The sequence below is a fragment of the Azonexus sp. genome (genome assembly GCF_030824335.1).
In the GTDB taxonomy this organism is placed as follows: domain Bacteria; phylum Pseudomonadota; class Gammaproteobacteria; order Burkholderiales; family Rhodocyclaceae; genus Azonexus.
In genome coordinates this window covers 30336-46467 of record NZ_JAVBXX010000007.1, presented here as the reverse complement: position 1 = coordinate 46467, position 16132 = coordinate 30336, and the positions used below count along the sequence as shown (strand labels likewise).

The following is a 16132-nucleotide window of genomic DNA, read 5'->3' as shown; positions in this document are numbered from 1 at the left end:
TCAGGGGAGCCGCGGCAGGGGAGCCGCGGCTCCCCTTTTTTATTTCTGCCAGCGCGCCGCTAACGAATCGTCGGTTTCCCGGGCATCGACCCAGCGGCCGCCGTCGGGCGTCGATTCCTTCTTCCAGAACGGCGCCTTCGTCTTCAGGTAGTCCATGATGAACTCGCAGGCGGCAAAGGCTTCGCCGCGATGCGCGCTGGTGACCGCGACCAGCACGATCTGGTCGCAGGGTTTGAGCGGCCCGACGCGGTGGATGACCAGCGCGTCGTAGATATCCCAGCGTTTTTTGGCTTCGGCGACGATTTCCTCCAGCGCCTTCTCGGTCATGCCGGGATAGTGCTCCAGCGTCATTGCCGAGACGCTGGCACCGTCGTTCAAGTCACGTACCAGACCGAGAAAGCTGGCCAGCGCACCGACGCGGGCATCGCCCGCGCGTAGTGCGGTCAACTCGCTGCCAACATCGAAATCCGCTTCCTGGACACGCACGCTCATGTTCAGACCTTTGTTATGCCACTTCCCGCGCTTCGTCGAAGCGCAGGTTGGGATATTTCTCTTTGACCATGTTCAGGTAAACATTGTTCGGTGCCAGGTAGACCGGGTCGCCGGCGCCGTCGAGCGCGACGTTGGCGCTGTAGCGTTCCGACAACTGCTTCAGTTCGCCGGCGTCGCCATGAATCCAGCGTGCCGTCGAACAGTTGTAGCTCTCGAAAATCACCTGCACGCCGTATTCGTTTTCCAGCCGGCTGGCCACCACGTCGAACTGCAGCGTGCCGACCGCGCCGAGGATCATGTCGGTGCCGGACAAGGGACGGAACAACTGCGTTGCGCCCTCTTCCGCCAGTTGCTGCAGGCCTTTCTGCAATTGCTTGATCTTCAGCGGATTGCCGATGCGCGCCAAACGGAAATGTTCCGGGGCGAACGACGGAATGCCGGTGAAGCGCAAATCCTCGCCTTCGGTAAAGGTTTCGCCGAGACGGATGGTGCCGTGATTCGGGATGCCGATGATGTCGCCTGGCCAGGCTTCGTCGGTCGTCGAACGGTCACGCGCCATGAAGGTAATGGCATTGTTGATCGCCAGCATCTTGCCGCCATCGACCTGCTTGACCTTCATGCCGCGGTCGAAACGACCGGAGCAGACGCGCAGGAAGGCAATGCGGTCGCGGTGCTTGGGGTCCATGTTGGCCTGGATCTTGAACACGAAACCGGAGAACTTGGCCTCGCTCGGCGCCACCTTGCGGGTCACCGCCGGCCGGGCAATCGGTGCCGGCGACAGATCTACCACGGCGTCGAGCAAACTTTGCACGCCGAAGTTGTTGACCGCAGAACCGAAGAACACCGGCGACTGTTTGCCGGCCAGATAGGCTTCGGCATCGAACGCATGCGATGCACCACGGACCAGTTCGATGTCCATGCGCAATTCGTCGGCCTGCGAACCAATCAGTTCGTCGAGACGCGGATTGTCCAGCCCCTGGATGATCTCGGCCGTCCCCTTCTCGGCCTGCGGGTCGAAGAAGGCGATGGCGTCGTCGTACAGGTGATAGACGCCACGGAAGCGCTTGCCCATGCCGATCGGCCAGGTCATCGGCGCGCACTGGATGCCGAGCACCGACTCGATTTCGTCGAGCAGATCAATCGGCTCCTTGCCTTCGCGGTCGAGCTTGTTGATGAAGGTCAGGATCGGCGTGTCGCGCATGCGGCAGACGTTCAATAGCTTGATCGTCTGCGCTTCGACGCCGTTGACCGAGTCGATCACCATGGTCGCGGAATCCACTGCGGTCAGCGTGCGGTAGGTATCCTCCGAGAAGTCCTCGTGACCCGGCGTGTCGAGCAGGTTGACCATGCACTCGCGGTACGGGAACTGCATCACTGACGAGGTCACCGAAATGCCGCGCTGCTTTTCCAGTTCCATCCAGTCCGAGGTCGCGTGGCGCGAGGCCTTGCGGGCGCGAACTTCGCCAGCCACCTGGATGGCGCCGCCGAACCACAGCAGCTTTTCGGTCAGCGTCGTTTTACCGGCGTCGGGGTGGGAAATGATGGCAAAAGTACGGCGGCGGGAGATTTCTTCGTCGAGCTGGGTCACGGTAGGCAGGCAAAAAGCGGAAAGGCGGCATTATACATTCGCCGGGCACCGGCTCTTCGCTCAGCAACGATTGAAAAGACCAGCATGACAAACGCTTCAGGCGGCGCAAAACCATGATTGGCAAGGAAAATACCCATAGCCAGCGCCGACAAAACTGGCGAGAATGGCGCAAACGCAATCTTCCATCCGGGGTCTTGGTGAAAAAGCTGTTTCACATTTTCGTTCTGCTCGCGGCAATCGCATATTTCCCCCAGGCTGCGGCCCAGACACCTGGCTTTGATGAAATTTTCACGCAGCATGACTTGGTCATGCTGCTGATCGAACCCGAATCCGGTCGTATCGTCGATGCCAACCCAGCCGCCAGCCGGTTCTATGGCTACGCCCAGGAACGCTTGCGGGAGATGACGATACAGCAGATCAACACGTTCACACCGACGCAGGTTGCGGAGGAACGCAAGCTAGCCGAGAGCGAAGGCCGCAACTATTTCATTTTCCGCCACCGCATCGCCAATAACGAAATCCGCACGGTCGAAGTGCACTCGCGGCCCTTCGGCTTCGATAGTCAGCGCCTGTTGTTCTCCATCATCACCGACATCACACCGGGACGCAACGCGGCACAGGAGCTATGGCATTACCAGCAGCGCCTGGAAGAAATGGTCGACCTGCAGACACAGCACATTGCCCATCGCAGCCTGCTGATCAACAGCATACTGGGCGGTGCCTTCCTGATTGTTTCATTGATCGCCGTGGCCTTGTTCTGGGACATCAAAAAACGTCGCCAGACGGAGCTGGCCCATCAGGCTGACCGCCAGCGCCTGGCCAATATCCTGTGGGCGACCGATGTCGGCACCTGGGAATGGAATGTGCAGACCGGGGAAATCCGCATCAATGAACGCTGGGCCGGCATCATCGGCTACGCTCAGGCAGCACTGGAGCCGGTCAGCATCGATACCTGGATCAAGTACACGCACCCGGACGATCTTGCACGGTCGAAAATCGCACTGGAACGCCATTTCTGCGGTGAAAACGATTACTACGAATGCGATGCCCGAATGCGGCACAAAAACGGCAGCTGGATCTGGGTGCTGGATCGCGGCAAGGTGATCGAGCGCAGCGCCGACGGAAAACCGTTGTGGATGGCCGGCACCCACATGGATATCAACCAGCGCAAGCAGGCAGAAGCCGAACTCGCGACATATAACGAACATCTGGAAGCCCTTGTCGAGGAGCGCACGACGGCGCTCTCCGTCGCCAAGGAAACCGCCGAAGCCGCCAGCCGGGCGAAGAGCACTTTCCTGGCCAACATGAGCCATGAATTGCGCACGCCAATGAACGCCATCATGGGCATGACCGGCCTGGCCTTGCGTCGCTCGCAGGAACCCGTGCTGCGCAATCAGCTGGAAAAGATCGAACAGGCCTCGCAACATCTGCTCGCCGTGATCAACGACATCCTCGACATTTCGAAAATCGAAGCCGAGCGACTGGTTCTCGAACAGATCGACTTCCGCTTCGGTGAAGTGCTGGAAAACCTGTTCAGCATGCTCAACCATCGGGCCACGGAAAAAGGGCTGCAACTGAATGTCCAGGCGGCACCAGCACTCGGTGAACTGCCGCTGCGCGGCGACCCCTTGCGCCTGAGTCAGATACTGCTCAACCTGGCAGCCAATGCCATCAAATTCACCGCCGAAGGCAGCGTGACACTACACGCCGAAATGCTCGACGCGGACAGCGAAGGCGTCAACCTGCGCTTCACCATCCAGGACACCGGGATTGGCATCACCCCTGGCGATCAGGCACGCCTGTTCACCGCCTTCGAGCAGGCCGACAACTCGATGAGCCGAAAATATGGCGGCACCGGGCTCGGACTGGCTATCAGCAAGCATCTGGTTCGCCTGATGGGCGGCGAAATCGGCCTGAGCAGCGAAGTCGGCAAAGGCAGTACCTTCTGGTTCACCGTTCGCCTTGGCAAGGCAGCGGAAAACCTCCCGCTCAGCATCGCGCATTCACCCGATGCCACTGCCGAACGACTGACGTGCGAATTTTCCGGCAGCCGCATCCTGCTGGCGGAAGACGAGCCGATCAACCAGGAGGTTTCACGCAGCCTGCTTGAAGATGTCGGCTTGCTCGTCGATGTGGCAGAAAATGGCGAAGACGCAGTGAGCATGGCCTCCGGCAAGGCTTACGCACTGATCCTGATGGACATGCAGATGCCGAGAATGAACGGCGTCGAAGCGACACGCATCATCCGTAGCCTGCCGGCACACGCCCGCACCCCGATTCTTGCCATGACCGCCAATGCCTTCGAGGAAGACCGTCGCCTGTGTATCGAAGCCGGTATGGACGAACACATCAGCAAGCCGGTCAACCCCGAGCACCTGTTTGAAACACTGCTCAAATGGCTGAGCAGAAAACACCACTAGCGATAGGAAGAAAACACGGCGGCCCGCCCGTCGCGCGACACCAGCAGGACATCGAAGGGATCGCACCGGCCACCGTAGGCCGGGCCATCCATGCCCGGTGAACCGACGGGCATGCCGGGCACCGCAATGCCCAGCGCCGCCGGCTTTTCTTTCAGCAAACGCTGGATTTCCCTGGCAGGCACATGCCCTTCCAGCAAGTAGCCAGCTACTTTGGCGGTATGACATGAAGCAAACCGCTCAGGCATGCCCAAGCGCCGGCGGGCCGCATCGAGATCCTGGACCTCATGCGTACGCACGGCAAAGCCACTGCTTTCCAGATAGCTAATCCAGTCCTTGCAGCAACCGCAATAGGGGCTTTTCCAGACTTCGACCAAGGTTTTATCGGCTGCCGCCCAAAGCACACCGGGCAAAGCAGCGGTCAGCGATGCCAACAACAGACGCCGCCGGGAAATTAACGAAGACATCGTTTCCTCCTTATTTGACGACGGCGCGCGCCTGCAGCGGCTTTTTGCCCGGCAGGGTGACGCTGATCAAGAGCTTGGCACCTGCCGGCAAGCTGCCCTGCCCGGCCAAGCGATTTTCACCAGCCGGCTTCAATTCGATTTCGCTCTTGCTACTGCCGGCCAGCACCGTCAACTTGCCGGAAGCCCCGGCACTGGCCACCGGTGCGCCGTGATTGGTCACGATCACGCTGACACCGCCATCCTTGGAAACGATCTCGAATTGCGCATGACCGGCCTCGGCGACGATGCCGCCGTGCATGGCCTGACCGTGCATTTCATGGGCAATTGCCGGTACTGCGGTCAACAGCGCGGAAAGGCAAAAAATGGAAAACAACTTGTTCATGGGGTTTCTCCTTGCGGTTAAAAGTCAAAGTGCTTCGTTGAAATTCTCGCGCTGCAGGCGTTCGGCGGCCTTGCGACCGAACAGCCAGAACAGCGCGGGGGTGATGAAGGTATCGAGCAGCGTGGCGCCGATCAGGCCGGAAAAGATCACCACGGCGACCGGATGCAGGATCTCTGTGCCCGGTTGTTCGGCCTCGAAGAGCAGCGGCGCCAGCGCGAAGGCGGCAACCAGCGCGGTCATCAGCACCGGCGTCAGGCGTTCGAGCGAACCGCGGACGATCATCGCGGTGTCGAACTGCTCGCCCTCGAAACGCATCAGGTTCAGCCAGTGGCTGACCTTGAGGATGCCGTTGCGCGTCGAGATGCCGGCCAGCGTAATGAAGCCGATCAGCGCCGCGATCGACAGCGGCTGCCCGGACAGCCACAGGCCGAAGACGGCACCGACCAGCGCCAGCGGCACGTTGGCCATGATCAGCGCGGCGAGCAGCGCCGAGCGGTAGCGGCCGTAGAGGACCATGAAGATCAGGATCGCCGAGCCGATGGCGAGCACCGCGATCAGCCGTGCCGCCTCCTCCTGCGCCTGGAACTGGCCGCCAAGCGTGACGAAATAGCCTTCCGGCAGCGGCTGTTCGGCAATCGCCGCGCGGATGTCGGCGACGACGTCGGACAACGCCCGCCCCTGCGCGTTGAGCGAGATGACGATGCGCCGCCGGCCGTCGTCGCGGACGATCTGGTTCGGCCCGTCGCTATCCTCAATCTGCGCCAGTTTGGCCAAGGGCACCGGGCCGAGCGGCGTCTCGATCAGCAGGTTGCGCAGTCCGTCCGGCCCACGACCACCTTCCGGCAGACGAACCAGCAGGTCGAAGCGACGATTGCCGTCAACAATCTGCGTGACCTTCTCACCATCGACCAGCATTTGCAGGTTGCGCAGCAGTTGACCGGAAGACAGCCCGTAACGCGCCGCCGCGTCGAAATCGACCTGCACCTTGATCTGCGGCGCCAGCACCTGCTTCTCGATTTCCAGGTCGGCGACCCCGGCAATCCGCTGCAGGCGCTGCTGCAGCGCCGCGGCCTGCGCGCGCAGGAGGTCGAGGTCGTCACCGAAGACCTTGATCGCCACCTGGGCGCGGACGCCTGACAGCATGTGGTCGATCCGGTGCGAGATCGGCTGGCCGAGATTCAGGCTGCCCGGCAGGTCTTTCAGACGCTGACGGATATCGGCGTGGATTTCGTCCTTGCTGCGTCCGCCGGGTTTCAAACGGATTTCCAGTTCCGAAACATGGACGCCCTCAGCGTGCTCGTCGAGTTCGGCACGCCCGGAACGGCGACCGATATGTTCGACTTCCGGCACCGTCAGCAGCAGGCGTTCGGCCTGGCTGGCGATGCGCACCGACTCAGCCAGCGTGACGCCGGGGTTGAGGCGCAGCATCACCGTCATCGAGCCTTCGTTGAACGGCGGCAGGAAGGTGGTCGGGAAGAACGGCACGGCAGCGGCAGCGATAAGCACGGCCAAACCGGCAACGGCGACTGGCCGGCGCGGCGCCCGCAGCACCGCTTCGAGCGCCTGCCGGTAATGCCGCTTCAGCCATTCGACCAGCACCGTGTCACCGTGCCGCCCCGCCGCCAGCTTCGGCAGCAGGTACCACGACAGCACCGGCGTCACCGTCACCGAGACCAGCAAGGACGCCAGGATGGAGACGATGTAGGCGATCCCGAGCGGCACGAACAGCCGCCCCTCAATGCCCGGCAGCGCGAACAGCGGGACGAAAACCAGCGCGATGATCAACGTTGCATAGACAATTGCCGAGCGCACTTCCAGCGAGGCGGCGACGACCAGTTCGGTCAGCTGGTACGGCTCGCCGCGCGCCGCCGCGTTGCGCAACCGGCGCAGGATGTTCTCGACATCGACCACCGCATCGTCGACCAGTTCGCCGATGGCGATCGCCAAGCCGCCCAGCGTCATCGTATTGATCGACAACCCGAGCCACTTGAAGACCAGCACCGCGATCAGGATCGACAATGGAATCGCCGTCAGCGAGATCAGCATCGTGCGCAGGTTGCCGAGGAAGAAGAACAGCACCGCGGCGACCAGACAGGCGGCAAGCAGCAACTTGGCCTGCAGGTTGTCGATTGACGACTGGATGAAATCGCTCTGGCGGAAGACGACCTCCGGCGCCAGCACGCCGGCCGGCAGGCTCTTCCGCATCTCGGCGAGCGCGCTTTCCAGCCGGCGGGTCAGGTCGACGGTGTCGGCGGTCGGCTGCTTCTGAATGCTCAGGATCACCGCCGGCGCGCCGTTGAAGCCGGCATCGCCGCGCTTGGTGGCAGCGGCGAAGGTCACCGTGGCGACTTGGCGGAGCAGCACGGCCTGGCCGTTTCTTGCGGTCAACGCGAGATTTTGCAGGTTTTCCAGGCTGGCGCTGCGGCCGATGTGACGGATCAGGTATTCGCGCCCGTTCACTTCCAGGAAACCGCCCGAAGTGTTCGCCGAATAGCCACTCAGCGCACCTTCGAGCATCTCCAGCGTGATTCCGAGTTCAGCCATGCGGCGGGTATCCGGCTGCACCTGGAACTGGCGTACCTCGCCGCCGATCGGTATCACCTGGGCAACGCCAGCGACCGCCATCAGCCGCGGCCGCAGCACCCAGTCGGCGTACTCGCGCGCCGCCATGGCGTCACCGCCCTCGCGCTCTTGTGTCACCTCGAGGGGGATCGCCAGCATCATCACCTCGCCCATGATCGACGACACCGGCCCCATGTGCGGCACGACGCCGGGCGGCAAGGTGCCCTGCAGCGCGGTCAGGCGCTCGGCGACCATCTGCCGGGCGCGGTAGAGATCGACGCCCCAGTCGAAGGAGACATAGACGAAGGACAGCCCCGGACTCGACACCGAGCGCACGCCGGCAACGCCGGGCAGCCCGTTCAACGCCGTCTCGAGCGGGAAACTGACCAGTTGCTCGACTTCCTCGGCGGCCATGCCACCGGATTCGGTCATCAGCGTCACGGTCGGCTTGTTCAGGTCGGGAAAGACGTCGACCGGCAGCCGCTGCGCCTCGAAGGCGCCGTAGGCCATCAGCAGCACGGCGCAGACCAGGACCGGCAGGCGGCTGGCCAGGCTGTTGTTCAATAACCACTGGAACATGATGCGGCCTCGCTCAGCGGATCTGGTTGATCAGCGTCGCGCCGTCGACGACGACACGATCACCGTCGGCCAGCCCGTCGGTGACGAGCACCTGCGCCCCGTCGAGCGGCTGATGGCGGACCGGCTTCGGCGTAAAGCGCTCGGCCGATGTCTTGACCCAGACCATGGCGACGTTGGCGGCGCTGCGTACCAGCGCCCGCTGGGCAATCGGCAGGCCTTTCGCGGTCGACCGCAATTTCACCTGGATTTTCACCGGCTGACCGAGCGGCAGCATTAAACCGACAGCCTGGCCGCGTTTGCCAAATCGCAACGGCAGCGCCTGTTCGCGCAAGCGGCGCGAAGCACCGAGGAAATCCAGCGCGACACTGCGCTCACCGACGGCTAGCGCAGCGCCCTGCACTTCTTCCGCGGCCAGCGCCTCATAAGCCAGCGCTTCGACCTGCAAGGCATCGGGATCGACTATCTCGAACACCAGTTCGCCGGCATCAACCACCTGACCAAGCACTGCATTGACTGCCGCAATGACACCGGACACCGGCGCCACCAGCGCATCGCTGCCGGAAACACCGTGGCTGACCGCCGCAACGCGTCCCTGCAGACTCGCCAACTCGCTTTCCGCCGCCTCGATGTCCTTGCCCGGCACGCTATCGGCCAGTTCGCGCAGGCGGGCCAGACGCTTTTGCGCCAGTTGCCGCGCTGACTGCAATTCAGCCAGTTGCGCCGCCAGATCGGCACGCTCAATCTGACCGGACGACGGGACCACGCGGGCCAGCACTTCACCCTTGTTCACCCGACTGCCAAGCCTCGGCAAACCTTTCGGCCCGGCCTCGATGCGCCCGGCCAGCATCGCCTGCACCCGACCGCCACGCAGAGGATCCATGACCACCTGCCCAGCCAATTCGACCACCCGCGCCACCTCGGCTGTGGCTGCCGGCTGCGTCAGGATGCCCATCTGGCGCTGAGCCGCCTTGGGCAGGAAGACGACGCCATCGGCCAGACGCTGCGGCGTGTTGCCGAGATTGGGCAAAGCCGCTTTTTCATCGCCGTGGTCGTGGCCTTCATGTGCGGCCAAGGGCTGAATTGCGAGCGTGATCAAGACGCTCAAGAAAGCGATGCGTTTCATGCTGCACCTCCCCGCCGCGTCAACATTCGGCGCCAGCCCCAGAACGCCCCGAGCAAACCGATGCCAAGGAGCAACAAACCGCCCCGCCAGGGCGAAAGGACAAAGCCCGATGTGTTTTCTGCGGTCAACGGTGCCTGAACCACCAAATCCGCGCTCAACAGATCGTTCTCCTCACCCGCCAGCAGGGTGAATGACAGCGCATGCTCGCCCGGCACGCGCAACGACTTCAGCCAGGCGGCATCGTCGATCAGATAATCGCCGCTGGCCGGGCGGAATTGCGCAGCGACTTCCTGGCCTGATGCCTCGGCCGACAGCGTTGCAGCAAGCACCGGCGCATTGCTCGGCGCGCGGTCGACATGAAGAATCAGGCCATTTTGCTCAAGCCGGCCGACGATTTCGAAAGCCTCGCTTTCGGCCACGACGACCGGCAAGGGCACGGCTGTTTCGGCAGCCAGGGCCGGCAGCAGCAATGCTGCGGTCAACCCGGCAAGCAGGTGTTTTTTGATGGTCATTATGTTCATTCCGGTAGCAGGCCGATGGCCTGACGGTAAGCCGACAGCGCGGCAGCTTGCTGGATACGGGAGCGTTGTAGCGCGCGTTCGGCGGCAAAAGCTTCCTGGGCGACGCGCAGGCGCGTCGGCAAGTCGCTCTCGCCCAGACGGAAGGCCTTGGCAAACGCCTGATCGGTTTCGCGTGCCAGTCGGGCGCGCTCTTCATTGGCTTGCCGGCGCTGACGGGCCGCCGCCAGTTCGTTGAACGCCAGCCTCGCCCCCTGGGTCAATCGCTCGCGGGTGCGTTCAGCCTCGATTTCCGCCTCGACTCGCCCGGCACCGGCTTCGGCAATCGCCGCCTGATGTCGCGCATCGGATGAAAACGGGATGCGCAGCGCCAGCGACCAGCTTTGCTCGATGGCCTCATTGCTCGCCCCGCGCTCGCGCCGGGTCGCCAGCATCAATTCGGGATTCGCCCGGCTCCGGGTTCGGGCCAGTGCCTGCGTCTGCCGCGCCGCTTCGGCTCGGGCATTCAGGGCGAGCAAGGCCGGATGGCGGGCCAGCCAGTCAGCAAGCGGCAACGCGTTACCCGGATCAGACTCGCCGCGCTGCTCCTGCGGCGCATTCGTGGGCAAGGTCGCACCCGGCCCGGCCGAAGTGTTTCCGGTCAGTAAAAGCAGCCGGCTGGCCGCCGCATCGCGCCGGCTCTGCGCATCGATCCACTCGGCACGGATGCCGGCCAGCGCGCCCTCGGCCTGATACAGATCGGTCCGCGCCAGATCGCCCGCGGCAAAACGTCTGGCCACGTCATCGCGCAGACGCGTGCTGTTGGCCAGCGCACCTTCCGCGGCAAGAAACTCCTCGCTGGCCAGTTGCCAGTCCCACCATGCTGCGCGCAGTTCGCCGGCAAGTTGCCATTGCAGCGCGGCGACCCGGCCTTCCAGGGAGCCGGTTTCGGCTTCGGCAAATGCCTGGCTATCGCGCCGTTCGCCAGGCAACCACAAGGGGATGGCCAAGCCGAGTTCCACTTCATTGGCCCCCCGGTCGCGATTGAATCGGTCGCTGCGCCCGCCGACTTCGATGGCCGGCGGCGCCGGTGTCCAGGCATCAGCCGCAGCACGCCGTGCAGCAACGGCAGTGCGCTGTTCGTGCAGCGCAGCGGCTACCGGTTGGCGTGCCCAGGCCGCAGCGAAGGCTTGCGACAAAGAGACAGGCATGGGCGCCGATAACGATGACGGCAAGGACTGCGCAGATTCGGCATGTACTGGCTGGACCCATATGAGTGCCAGCATCGACGCAAGAACAGAAGTGCGCCGTAACAGGTATGGCTTGACGCCCTCGCCCTCAGGCTTGAAAAGCGTTCGCATGGTGATTCTCCGGCTGAATGAAACATAGCCGGCGAGCTGCCATTTGGGCTCTATCGAGCCTGTCTAAAACGAAAAATGATCAGCCGCCAGCGCTCAGGCGAAGGCTGATCTGGGCGGGCGTTCAAGCCCTTCGGGAACACGCGAGGAAAAGCGCCGATTACTGCGGTCGACCGCAGAAAAACGTGAAACTGGCAGCAAAAAAGATGGTGCAGCATGCAAGGCGGCCGAAAAATGGCTCAGCACATGACCGGGGCAACAGTGATGCTGCAAATCATCGCAAGGCGCTTCATGCCCGGCACAACCGTCGCATGCGGCATCCGGCGCATGCGCATGCTGCACTGGTACTGCATGATGATCATGCACATCATGACTTGAGTGATCGACAGTTTCAGCGTGTGCCGCAGCCACCCCACCCGCAACCTCCCAGCCGAAGCCGGGCGCCAGCACGGTGGTCAGCATGACCAGCAGCATCCAGCGCGAGAGGGAACGGAACAGGGTTTGCATGAGGTCGGACTATAACCGAAACGCTGGTGATCGGAACATGGCTACGCTTGGAATTACATTAACGATACAAAACTCCAAGCCCCCTCAACAGCATTCCTCTTCGACCTGCAGCAGCAATTCCAGCGCCTCGGCATCGCCACAGGCCTCGAAAAATTCGCGAATCTGGTTGATGTACGAATGGACCAGAAACAGGTCATCCGGCGCCGGGCCGCTGCGCGGTGTCCGCTTGGCCATGAAGTACATCCAGAATGCCTGCGCCTCGCCGCTGGCCGCCATGTTGCGCTCGATAAACGCCATCACGCGGCGCGCGTTACCGGCGCAATCGATACCGACAAAGCTGATGTAACGGTCGGTATTAGCGCGACAGCCGCAATCGGCCACCAATTTCTGTTGATTTTCCATGTCCGCCTCCGATGATGATTTGACGGAGCCACTTTAAGCGTTCGGCGCTACCGGGTCCGTCGGCTGGCTGACAGTTTCAGTGATCGGCACACAGGCGCTGCAGCGCATCGAGCGAGTACAGGCATAGTACACGGCGCCCTTGGCGTTGCAGGATACCGTCGCGCTCCCACTGGTTGAGCAAGGACGAAACGGTCTGCCGCGTCGAACCGAGCAGGCTGGCGATATCTTCCGTGCCGAGATCGAGCGTGATCAGCCAGATGCCGCCATCGATCGGACGCCCGCGCCGCTCGCTCATGCCGATCAGGAAACGCGCCAGCCGGGCCGGCACTTCGCGGAAAGCCAGATCCTCGATCAGGTTGACCGCGTTGCTCAGCAGGCGCCCGAGCACCCGCATCATGACCGGCGTGACCGAGGGATCGCGGGCCAGTTTGCGAGCAAAAGCGCCGGTTTCCATCAGCCACAGCGTGCTCGGCACAACCGCTTCAACGTAAGTCGGCGTGTGCGTGGTGTAGATATCGCCCGGTTCGAGGAAGCTCAGGCTGAGTTCGCGACTTTCACCGGCCAGGTAAACCCGCAGGCGGCCACTTTCGATGATGAATACCTGGTTGCGGGCATCGCTTGGCGTGGCGAACAAACAGCCACGCCCCAGATCGTGGCGCACGAAGCCGTCCAGCAAGCCCGGCGGCAGGCCGGGCAGGTGCTCAACGGAATGGGCAGGTGAATGATTGGCGGTCTCCATACCCCTGCAGAAAGCAAAAGCGGGACCACGATTAAATCAAATTAAATCAACGATTTAAAATGGCAAACCTTGTCAGGTTTGCCACAGGAATCAGACAACCGCCAAGGTCTGCCGGCCATACCATTCGTCGCCGGCCGTCAGCGCAACCTCGGTATCGGCCGCTGCCGCTTCGACGCACAACATTTCGCGCCAGCCTTCGGGCGACATGTCAGGCAATGCGGCGCACTTGGCTACCCACGGGTTCCACACCACCAGATCGGGAAAGCCCTGCTGCTGGATTGCCAAGCTGTGGTTGCCGGCGCGCAACAACTGCGGCCGCCGAACCTGATGGTAAACCCGGTCGGTTTCGCCGTCGACCGCAAGTTCGGTCCCGCTGTCCTTGCAAATCTGGTTGCCCTGCGCGGCATCGCGGTATTCGTGGCCGTACAGCCCTTCCAGCGCCGCATCCTCGACCTGGACCAGACGCAGGTAGGTGTGCAGCGCGCCGGTGAAGGCAAACGGCTGCTCGCCGGTATTGGCCACGCACAATTCAAGATCGATACGGTCGGCCTCGATCATCACAGTCAGTTCAAGGCGGAAGGCGTGCGGCCACAAGGCGCGTGTCGCGGCATCGTCGCTGGTTTCCAGCGTGACCAGCGCGTAATCGTCGCCGCTGCGCCGGGCGCTTTCGCTCCACTCGCGGGTGCGGACAAAACCATGCTTGGGCAAATCGCCCCGGTCGGAAAACTGCGGAAAGCAGACCGGCACGCCGCCGCGAATCGCCACGCTGCCATCGAATACCGCCTTGTCGGACAGGAACAGCCGTTCGCGTCCATCCGGCGTCACCCAGGACAGCACCTGGGCGCCAAGTTTGCTGATCACGGCGCTGCTGCCCTTCGGACCATTCAGGCGAAGGGCGGCGAGGCCGTGGAATTCGATTTCTTCAATGCTGGGTTTCATGCGGGTCTTTGGAATTGGAATTTGGGACGACGTAGAGATGAGGGCGAACATGCAGATACTCAACTTGGTGGCCGAGCAAGGTCACACTGCCGGTGCGCCGGTTATTGCCGTTATCGCTGTATTCGAAAACGAAAGTACGACGCAGGCGCAACTGACCGTCTTCATCACGCGCCAACGCATTGAAGCGGCCGATCACCGTCTCGTCAAGAAACTGCAAGCCCTCATCGGCACAGGCATTTTGCGCCGCAAGAATACCGATCTCGCGGGCTTTCAGTGTATCCAGCCACAGCCAGACACCAGCGGCGGCGACAACGAGAAAAATGGTTTCGTAAATAGGCATGGGGCCGAAGTATACTGCCTGCCATGCTCAGTTACCGCCACGCCTATCACGCCGGCAATCACGCCGACGTACTCAAACACCTGATCCTGCTGCAGATCGCCCAATACATGGGCGAAAAACCTGCGCCGTTCTGGATTATCGATACCCACGCCGGCGCCGGCCGCTATGCGCTCGATTCGGTGCACGCCAACAAGCTCGCCGAATGGCGCGATGGCGTCGGCCGCCTGTGGAACGCGACCAGCCTGCCGGCTGCTGCGGTCGACTACCTCGATTTCGTCAAAATGCTCAACCCGCACGGCCAGCTCCAGCATTACCCTGGCTCGCCCTGGCTGGCCCGGCAGTTGCTGCGTGAATCGGACAAGCTGCGCCTGTACGAAATGCACACCAGCGACAGCAAGTTACTGCAGGAATGCTTCCGGGGCGCCGGGCGTCAGGTCACGATCACCGAAGGCGACGGCTTTGCCGGCCTGAAAGCCCTGCTGCCCCCGCCGCCACGGCGCGCACTGGTGCTGATCGACCCGTCCTACGAAACCAAATCCGACTACACGGCAGTGGTCAAGGGACTGGAAGATGCGATGAAACGCTTCCCGACCGGCACCTACGCGCTGTGGTATCCGATGCTGATCAAGCCGGAATCGCGCCAGTTGCCCGACCGCCTGAAGCGCCTGGGTGCCACCAACTGGCTGAATGCAACCCTGCAGGTCAAGGCCGCGCCACACGACGGTTTCGGCATGTACGGCAGCGGCATGTTCATCATCAACCCGCCTTGGACGCTGAAAAAAACCCTGCAGGACACCCTGCCCGCGCTAGCCACGCTGCTGGCCCAGGGACCGGGCGCCAAGCACACGCTGGAAGGGCAGTCGGCCTGACCGACTATGCCGAAAGGCATAGTGCTGCATGCTATAGTTCGTGACAAACACGGCGGACGTATCAAGCGTTCCAGACAAGGAAAAACCGACCGCTTGGAGGTTCACGGTGTATCGATTCACAGGATTTCTTGCCTCGCTCCTGCTGGCCTTGATTTTTCCGGCCAGCGTCAGCGCACAGCCAGGCACGCTATCAATCGCCATCACCGACACGGCGCCGCCATTTGCCTATCGTGATGAAAACGGCAAGCTGAAAGGTTTCAACGTGGACCTCGTGCAGGCGCTTTGCCAGCGCTTGCAACGGGAATGCCGCCTGGACGTCCTGCGCTTTCCGGAGGTCCTGCCTTCTGTCAATGCCGGCCGCCACGATCTCGGCGTGGCCAACACGCTACGCACCCCGGAACGGGAAAAACTGGTGCGCTTTACCCGGGTTATCTGGCGCTCGACTTCCAGTCTGATCGGCCTGCGCGAATTGGGCGGCGCCTTGATGCCAACGCTGCTGGCGCGGGAGCAAACCTGCGCCATTGCAGGGTCCCGACAATTCGGCTGGCTGATCGAGCGAAGCGGCAAGCAGCCCCTCGCCGCTACCAGCAACGGCGAACTGCTCGACCTGCTGTCCCGGCAGCGCTGCCAGTTGGCGCTGATGCCGACCCAGCAAGCACTGTCTTTTTTGCAAGGCAAGGAAGGACAACGTTTTGCTTATATCGGCGCGCCGCTCGACGAAGAAGGTTTGGGTGGCGATGTTCACATCGCCCTGCGCCCTGGCAACGACAACCTGAAAACGGAGATCGATGCCGCGCTGGATAGCCTGATCCGCGACGGTACGCACGAACGCCTGTCGCGCCGTCATTTCCCCTACAGCATTCTGTAATCC

At 62.5% G+C, this 16132-nt stretch carries 17 protein-coding genes; 3 read left to right on the top strand and 14 right to left on the bottom strand.

Features of this window, described 5'->3' with window-relative positions; all coding sequences use genetic code 11:
- Window positions 1-39: 39 nt before the first annotated feature.
- The 3 genes from moaE to RCI20_RS04100 are packed head-to-tail and all read right to left on the bottom strand — an operon-like array spanning window position 40 to window position 2379.
- Entirely contained in the window at window positions 40-492 is a 453-nt protein-coding gene (gene moaE, locus RCI20_RS04110; protein ID WP_306603289.1) for a molybdopterin synthase catalytic subunit MoaE, read from the bottom strand.
- A gap of 13 nt (window positions 493-505) precedes the next feature.
- Window positions 506-2080, bottom strand: coding sequence for a peptide chain release factor 3 (locus RCI20_RS04105; protein ID WP_306603288.1), 1575 nt, complete (start codon window positions 2078-2080; stop codon window positions 506-508).
- The gene (locus tag RCI20_RS04100; RefSeq protein WP_306603287.1) at window positions 2077-2379 is read right to left on the bottom strand and encodes a hypothetical protein; all 303 of its coding nucleotides are present in this window, start codon (window positions 2377-2379) and stop codon (window positions 2077-2079) included. Before RCI20_RS04100 ends, RCI20_RS04105 begins: the two co-directional genes overlap by 4 nt.
- Before the next feature lie 9 nt (window positions 2380-2388).
- On the opposite strand from RCI20_RS04100, the gene RCI20_RS04095 reads away from it, so the two are divergent.
- A complete protein-coding gene (locus RCI20_RS04095; RefSeq protein WP_306603286.1) occupies window positions 2389-4500 on the top strand; it encodes a PAS domain-containing hybrid sensor histidine kinase/response regulator in 2112 nt (703 codons plus the stop codon).
- On the opposite strand, the gene RCI20_RS04090 is transcribed toward RCI20_RS04095, so the two are convergent.
- The 11 genes from RCI20_RS04090 to RCI20_RS04040 all read right to left on the bottom strand — a co-directional run bounded on the left by RCI20_RS04090 (window position 4497) and on the right by RCI20_RS04040 (window position 14392).
- On the bottom strand, window positions 4497-4964 hold the full coding sequence (locus RCI20_RS04090) for a DUF411 domain-containing protein (protein WP_306603285.1): 468 nt from the start codon (window positions 4962-4964) through the stop codon (window positions 4497-4499). The genes RCI20_RS04095 and RCI20_RS04090 overlap by 4 nt on opposite strands.
- A 10-nt stretch (window positions 4965-4974) precedes the next feature.
- Window positions 4975-5346, bottom strand: coding sequence for a hypothetical protein (locus RCI20_RS04085; RefSeq protein WP_306603284.1), 372 nt, complete (start codon window positions 5344-5346; stop codon window positions 4975-4977).
- Window positions 5347-5370: 24 nt separating this feature from the next.
- Window positions 5371-8487, bottom strand: coding sequence for an efflux RND transporter permease subunit (locus tag RCI20_RS04080; protein ID WP_306603283.1), 3117 nt, complete (start codon window positions 8485-8487; stop codon window positions 5371-5373).
- Window positions 8488-8500: 13 nt separating this feature from the next.
- A complete protein-coding gene (locus RCI20_RS04075; protein WP_306603282.1) occupies window positions 8501-9610 on the bottom strand; it encodes an efflux RND transporter periplasmic adaptor subunit in 1110 nt (369 codons plus the stop codon).
- Entirely contained in the window at window positions 9607-10122 is a 516-nt protein-coding gene (locus tag RCI20_RS04070; RefSeq protein ID WP_306603281.1) for a hypothetical protein, read from the bottom strand. The genes RCI20_RS04075 and RCI20_RS04070 overlap by 4 nt, the downstream gene beginning before the upstream one ends.
- Window positions 10123-10127: 5 nt before the next feature.
- The gene (locus RCI20_RS04065) at window positions 10128-11468 is read right to left on the bottom strand and encodes a TolC family protein (RefSeq protein ID WP_306603280.1); all 1341 of its coding nucleotides are present in this window, start codon (window positions 11466-11468) and stop codon (window positions 10128-10130) included.
- A 93-nt stretch (window positions 11469-11561) separates the two neighbouring features.
- Window positions 11562-11972, bottom strand: coding sequence for a hypothetical protein (locus RCI20_RS04060; protein ID WP_306603279.1), 411 nt, complete (start codon window positions 11970-11972; stop codon window positions 11562-11564).
- 84 nt (window positions 11973-12056) lie between these two features.
- Complete coding sequence (gene cowN / locus RCI20_RS04055) at window positions 12057-12374, bottom strand: N(2)-fixation sustaining protein CowN (RefSeq protein WP_306603278.1); 318 nt, start codon at window positions 12372-12374, stop codon at window positions 12057-12059.
- 76 nt (window positions 12375-12450) lie between these two features.
- Window positions 12451-13113 carry a Crp/Fnr family transcriptional regulator gene (locus tag RCI20_RS04050; RefSeq protein ID WP_306603277.1) on the bottom strand — a complete coding sequence of 221 codons (663 nt, stop codon included), beginning with the start codon at window positions 13111-13113 and terminating at the stop codon, window positions 12451-12453.
- A gap of 90 nt (window positions 13114-13203) precedes the next feature.
- Window positions 13204-14052: a D-hexose-6-phosphate mutarotase gene (locus RCI20_RS04045; protein ID WP_306603276.1), complete on the bottom strand. Its 849-nt coding sequence runs from the start codon at window positions 14050-14052 to the stop codon at window positions 13204-13206.
- Entirely contained in the window at window positions 14036-14392 is a 357-nt protein-coding gene (locus tag RCI20_RS04040) for a DUF3301 domain-containing protein (RefSeq protein WP_306603275.1), read from the bottom strand. Before RCI20_RS04040 ends, RCI20_RS04045 begins: the two co-directional genes overlap by 17 nt.
- Window positions 14393-14415: 23 nt before the next feature.
- On the opposite strand from RCI20_RS04040, the gene RCI20_RS04035 reads away from it, so the two are divergent.
- Both RCI20_RS04035 and RCI20_RS04030 read left to right on the top strand, forming a co-directional pair.
- Window positions 14416-15261 carry a 23S rRNA (adenine(2030)-N(6))-methyltransferase RlmJ gene (locus tag RCI20_RS04035; RefSeq protein ID WP_306603274.1) on the top strand — a complete coding sequence of 282 codons (846 nt, stop codon included), beginning with the start codon at window positions 14416-14418 and terminating at the stop codon, window positions 15259-15261.
- A 106-nt stretch (window positions 15262-15367) separates the two neighbouring features.
- Window positions 15368-16129, top strand: a complete 762-nt coding sequence (locus RCI20_RS04030) for an ABC transporter substrate-binding protein (RefSeq protein WP_306603273.1) — start codon at window positions 15368-15370, stop codon at window positions 16127-16129.
- The last annotated feature ends 3 nt before the right edge of the window (window positions 16130-16132 follow it).

Excerpts from the sequence above, each read along its gene's own strand:
- moaE (WP_306603289.1), bottom strand. The coding sequence starts at position 492 with ATGAGCGTGCGTGTCCAGGAAGCGGATTTCGATGTTGGCAGCGAGTTG.
- RCI20_RS04100 (WP_306603287.1), bottom strand. The coding sequence starts at position 2,379 with ATGCTGCGTGAAAATTTCATCAAAGCCAGGTGTCTGGGCCGCAGCCTG.
- RCI20_RS04070 (WP_306603281.1), bottom strand. The coding sequence starts at position 10,122 with ATGACCATCAAAAAACACCTGCTTGCCGGGTTGACCGCAGCATTGCTG.
- cowN (WP_306603278.1), bottom strand. The coding sequence starts at position 12,374 with ATGGAAAATCAACAGAAATTGGTGGCCGATTGCGGCTGTCGCGCTAAT.
- RCI20_RS04060 (WP_306603279.1), bottom strand. The coding sequence starts at position 11,972 with ATGCAAACCCTGTTCCGTTCCCTCTCGCGCTGGATGCTGCTGGTCATG.
- RCI20_RS04090 (WP_306603285.1), bottom strand. The coding sequence starts at position 4,964 with ATGTCTTCGTTAATTTCCCGGCGGCGTCTGTTGTTGGCATCGCTGACC.
- RCI20_RS04050 (WP_306603277.1), bottom strand. The coding sequence starts at position 13,113 with ATGGAGACCGCCAATCATTCACCTGCCCATTCCGTTGAGCACCTGCCC.
- RCI20_RS04085 (WP_306603284.1), bottom strand. The coding sequence starts at position 5,346 with ATGAACAAGTTGTTTTCCATTTTTTGCCTTTCCGCGCTGTTGACCGCA.
- RCI20_RS04065 (WP_306603280.1), bottom strand. The coding sequence starts at position 11,468 with ATGCGAACGCTTTTCAAGCCTGAGGGCGAGGGCGTCAAGCCATACCTG.
- RCI20_RS04080 (WP_306603283.1), bottom strand. The coding sequence starts at position 8,487 with ATGTTCCAGTGGTTATTGAACAACAGCCTGGCCAGCCGCCTGCCGGTC.
- RCI20_RS04035 (WP_306603274.1), top strand. The coding sequence starts at position 14,416 with ATGCTCAGTTACCGCCACGCCTATCACGCCGGCAATCACGCCGACGTA.
- RCI20_RS04040 (WP_306603275.1), bottom strand. The coding sequence starts at position 14,392 with ATGCCTATTTACGAAACCATTTTTCTCGTTGTCGCCGCCGCTGGTGTC.
- RCI20_RS04095 (WP_306603286.1), top strand. The coding sequence starts at position 2,389 with ATGCTGCTGATCGAACCCGAATCCGGTCGTATCGTCGATGCCAACCCA.
- RCI20_RS04045 (WP_306603276.1), bottom strand. The coding sequence starts at position 14,052 with ATGAAACCCAGCATTGAAGAAATCGAATTCCACGGCCTCGCCGCCCTT.
- RCI20_RS04075 (WP_306603282.1), bottom strand. The coding sequence starts at position 9,610 with ATGAAACGCATCGCTTTCTTGAGCGTCTTGATCACGCTCGCAATTCAG.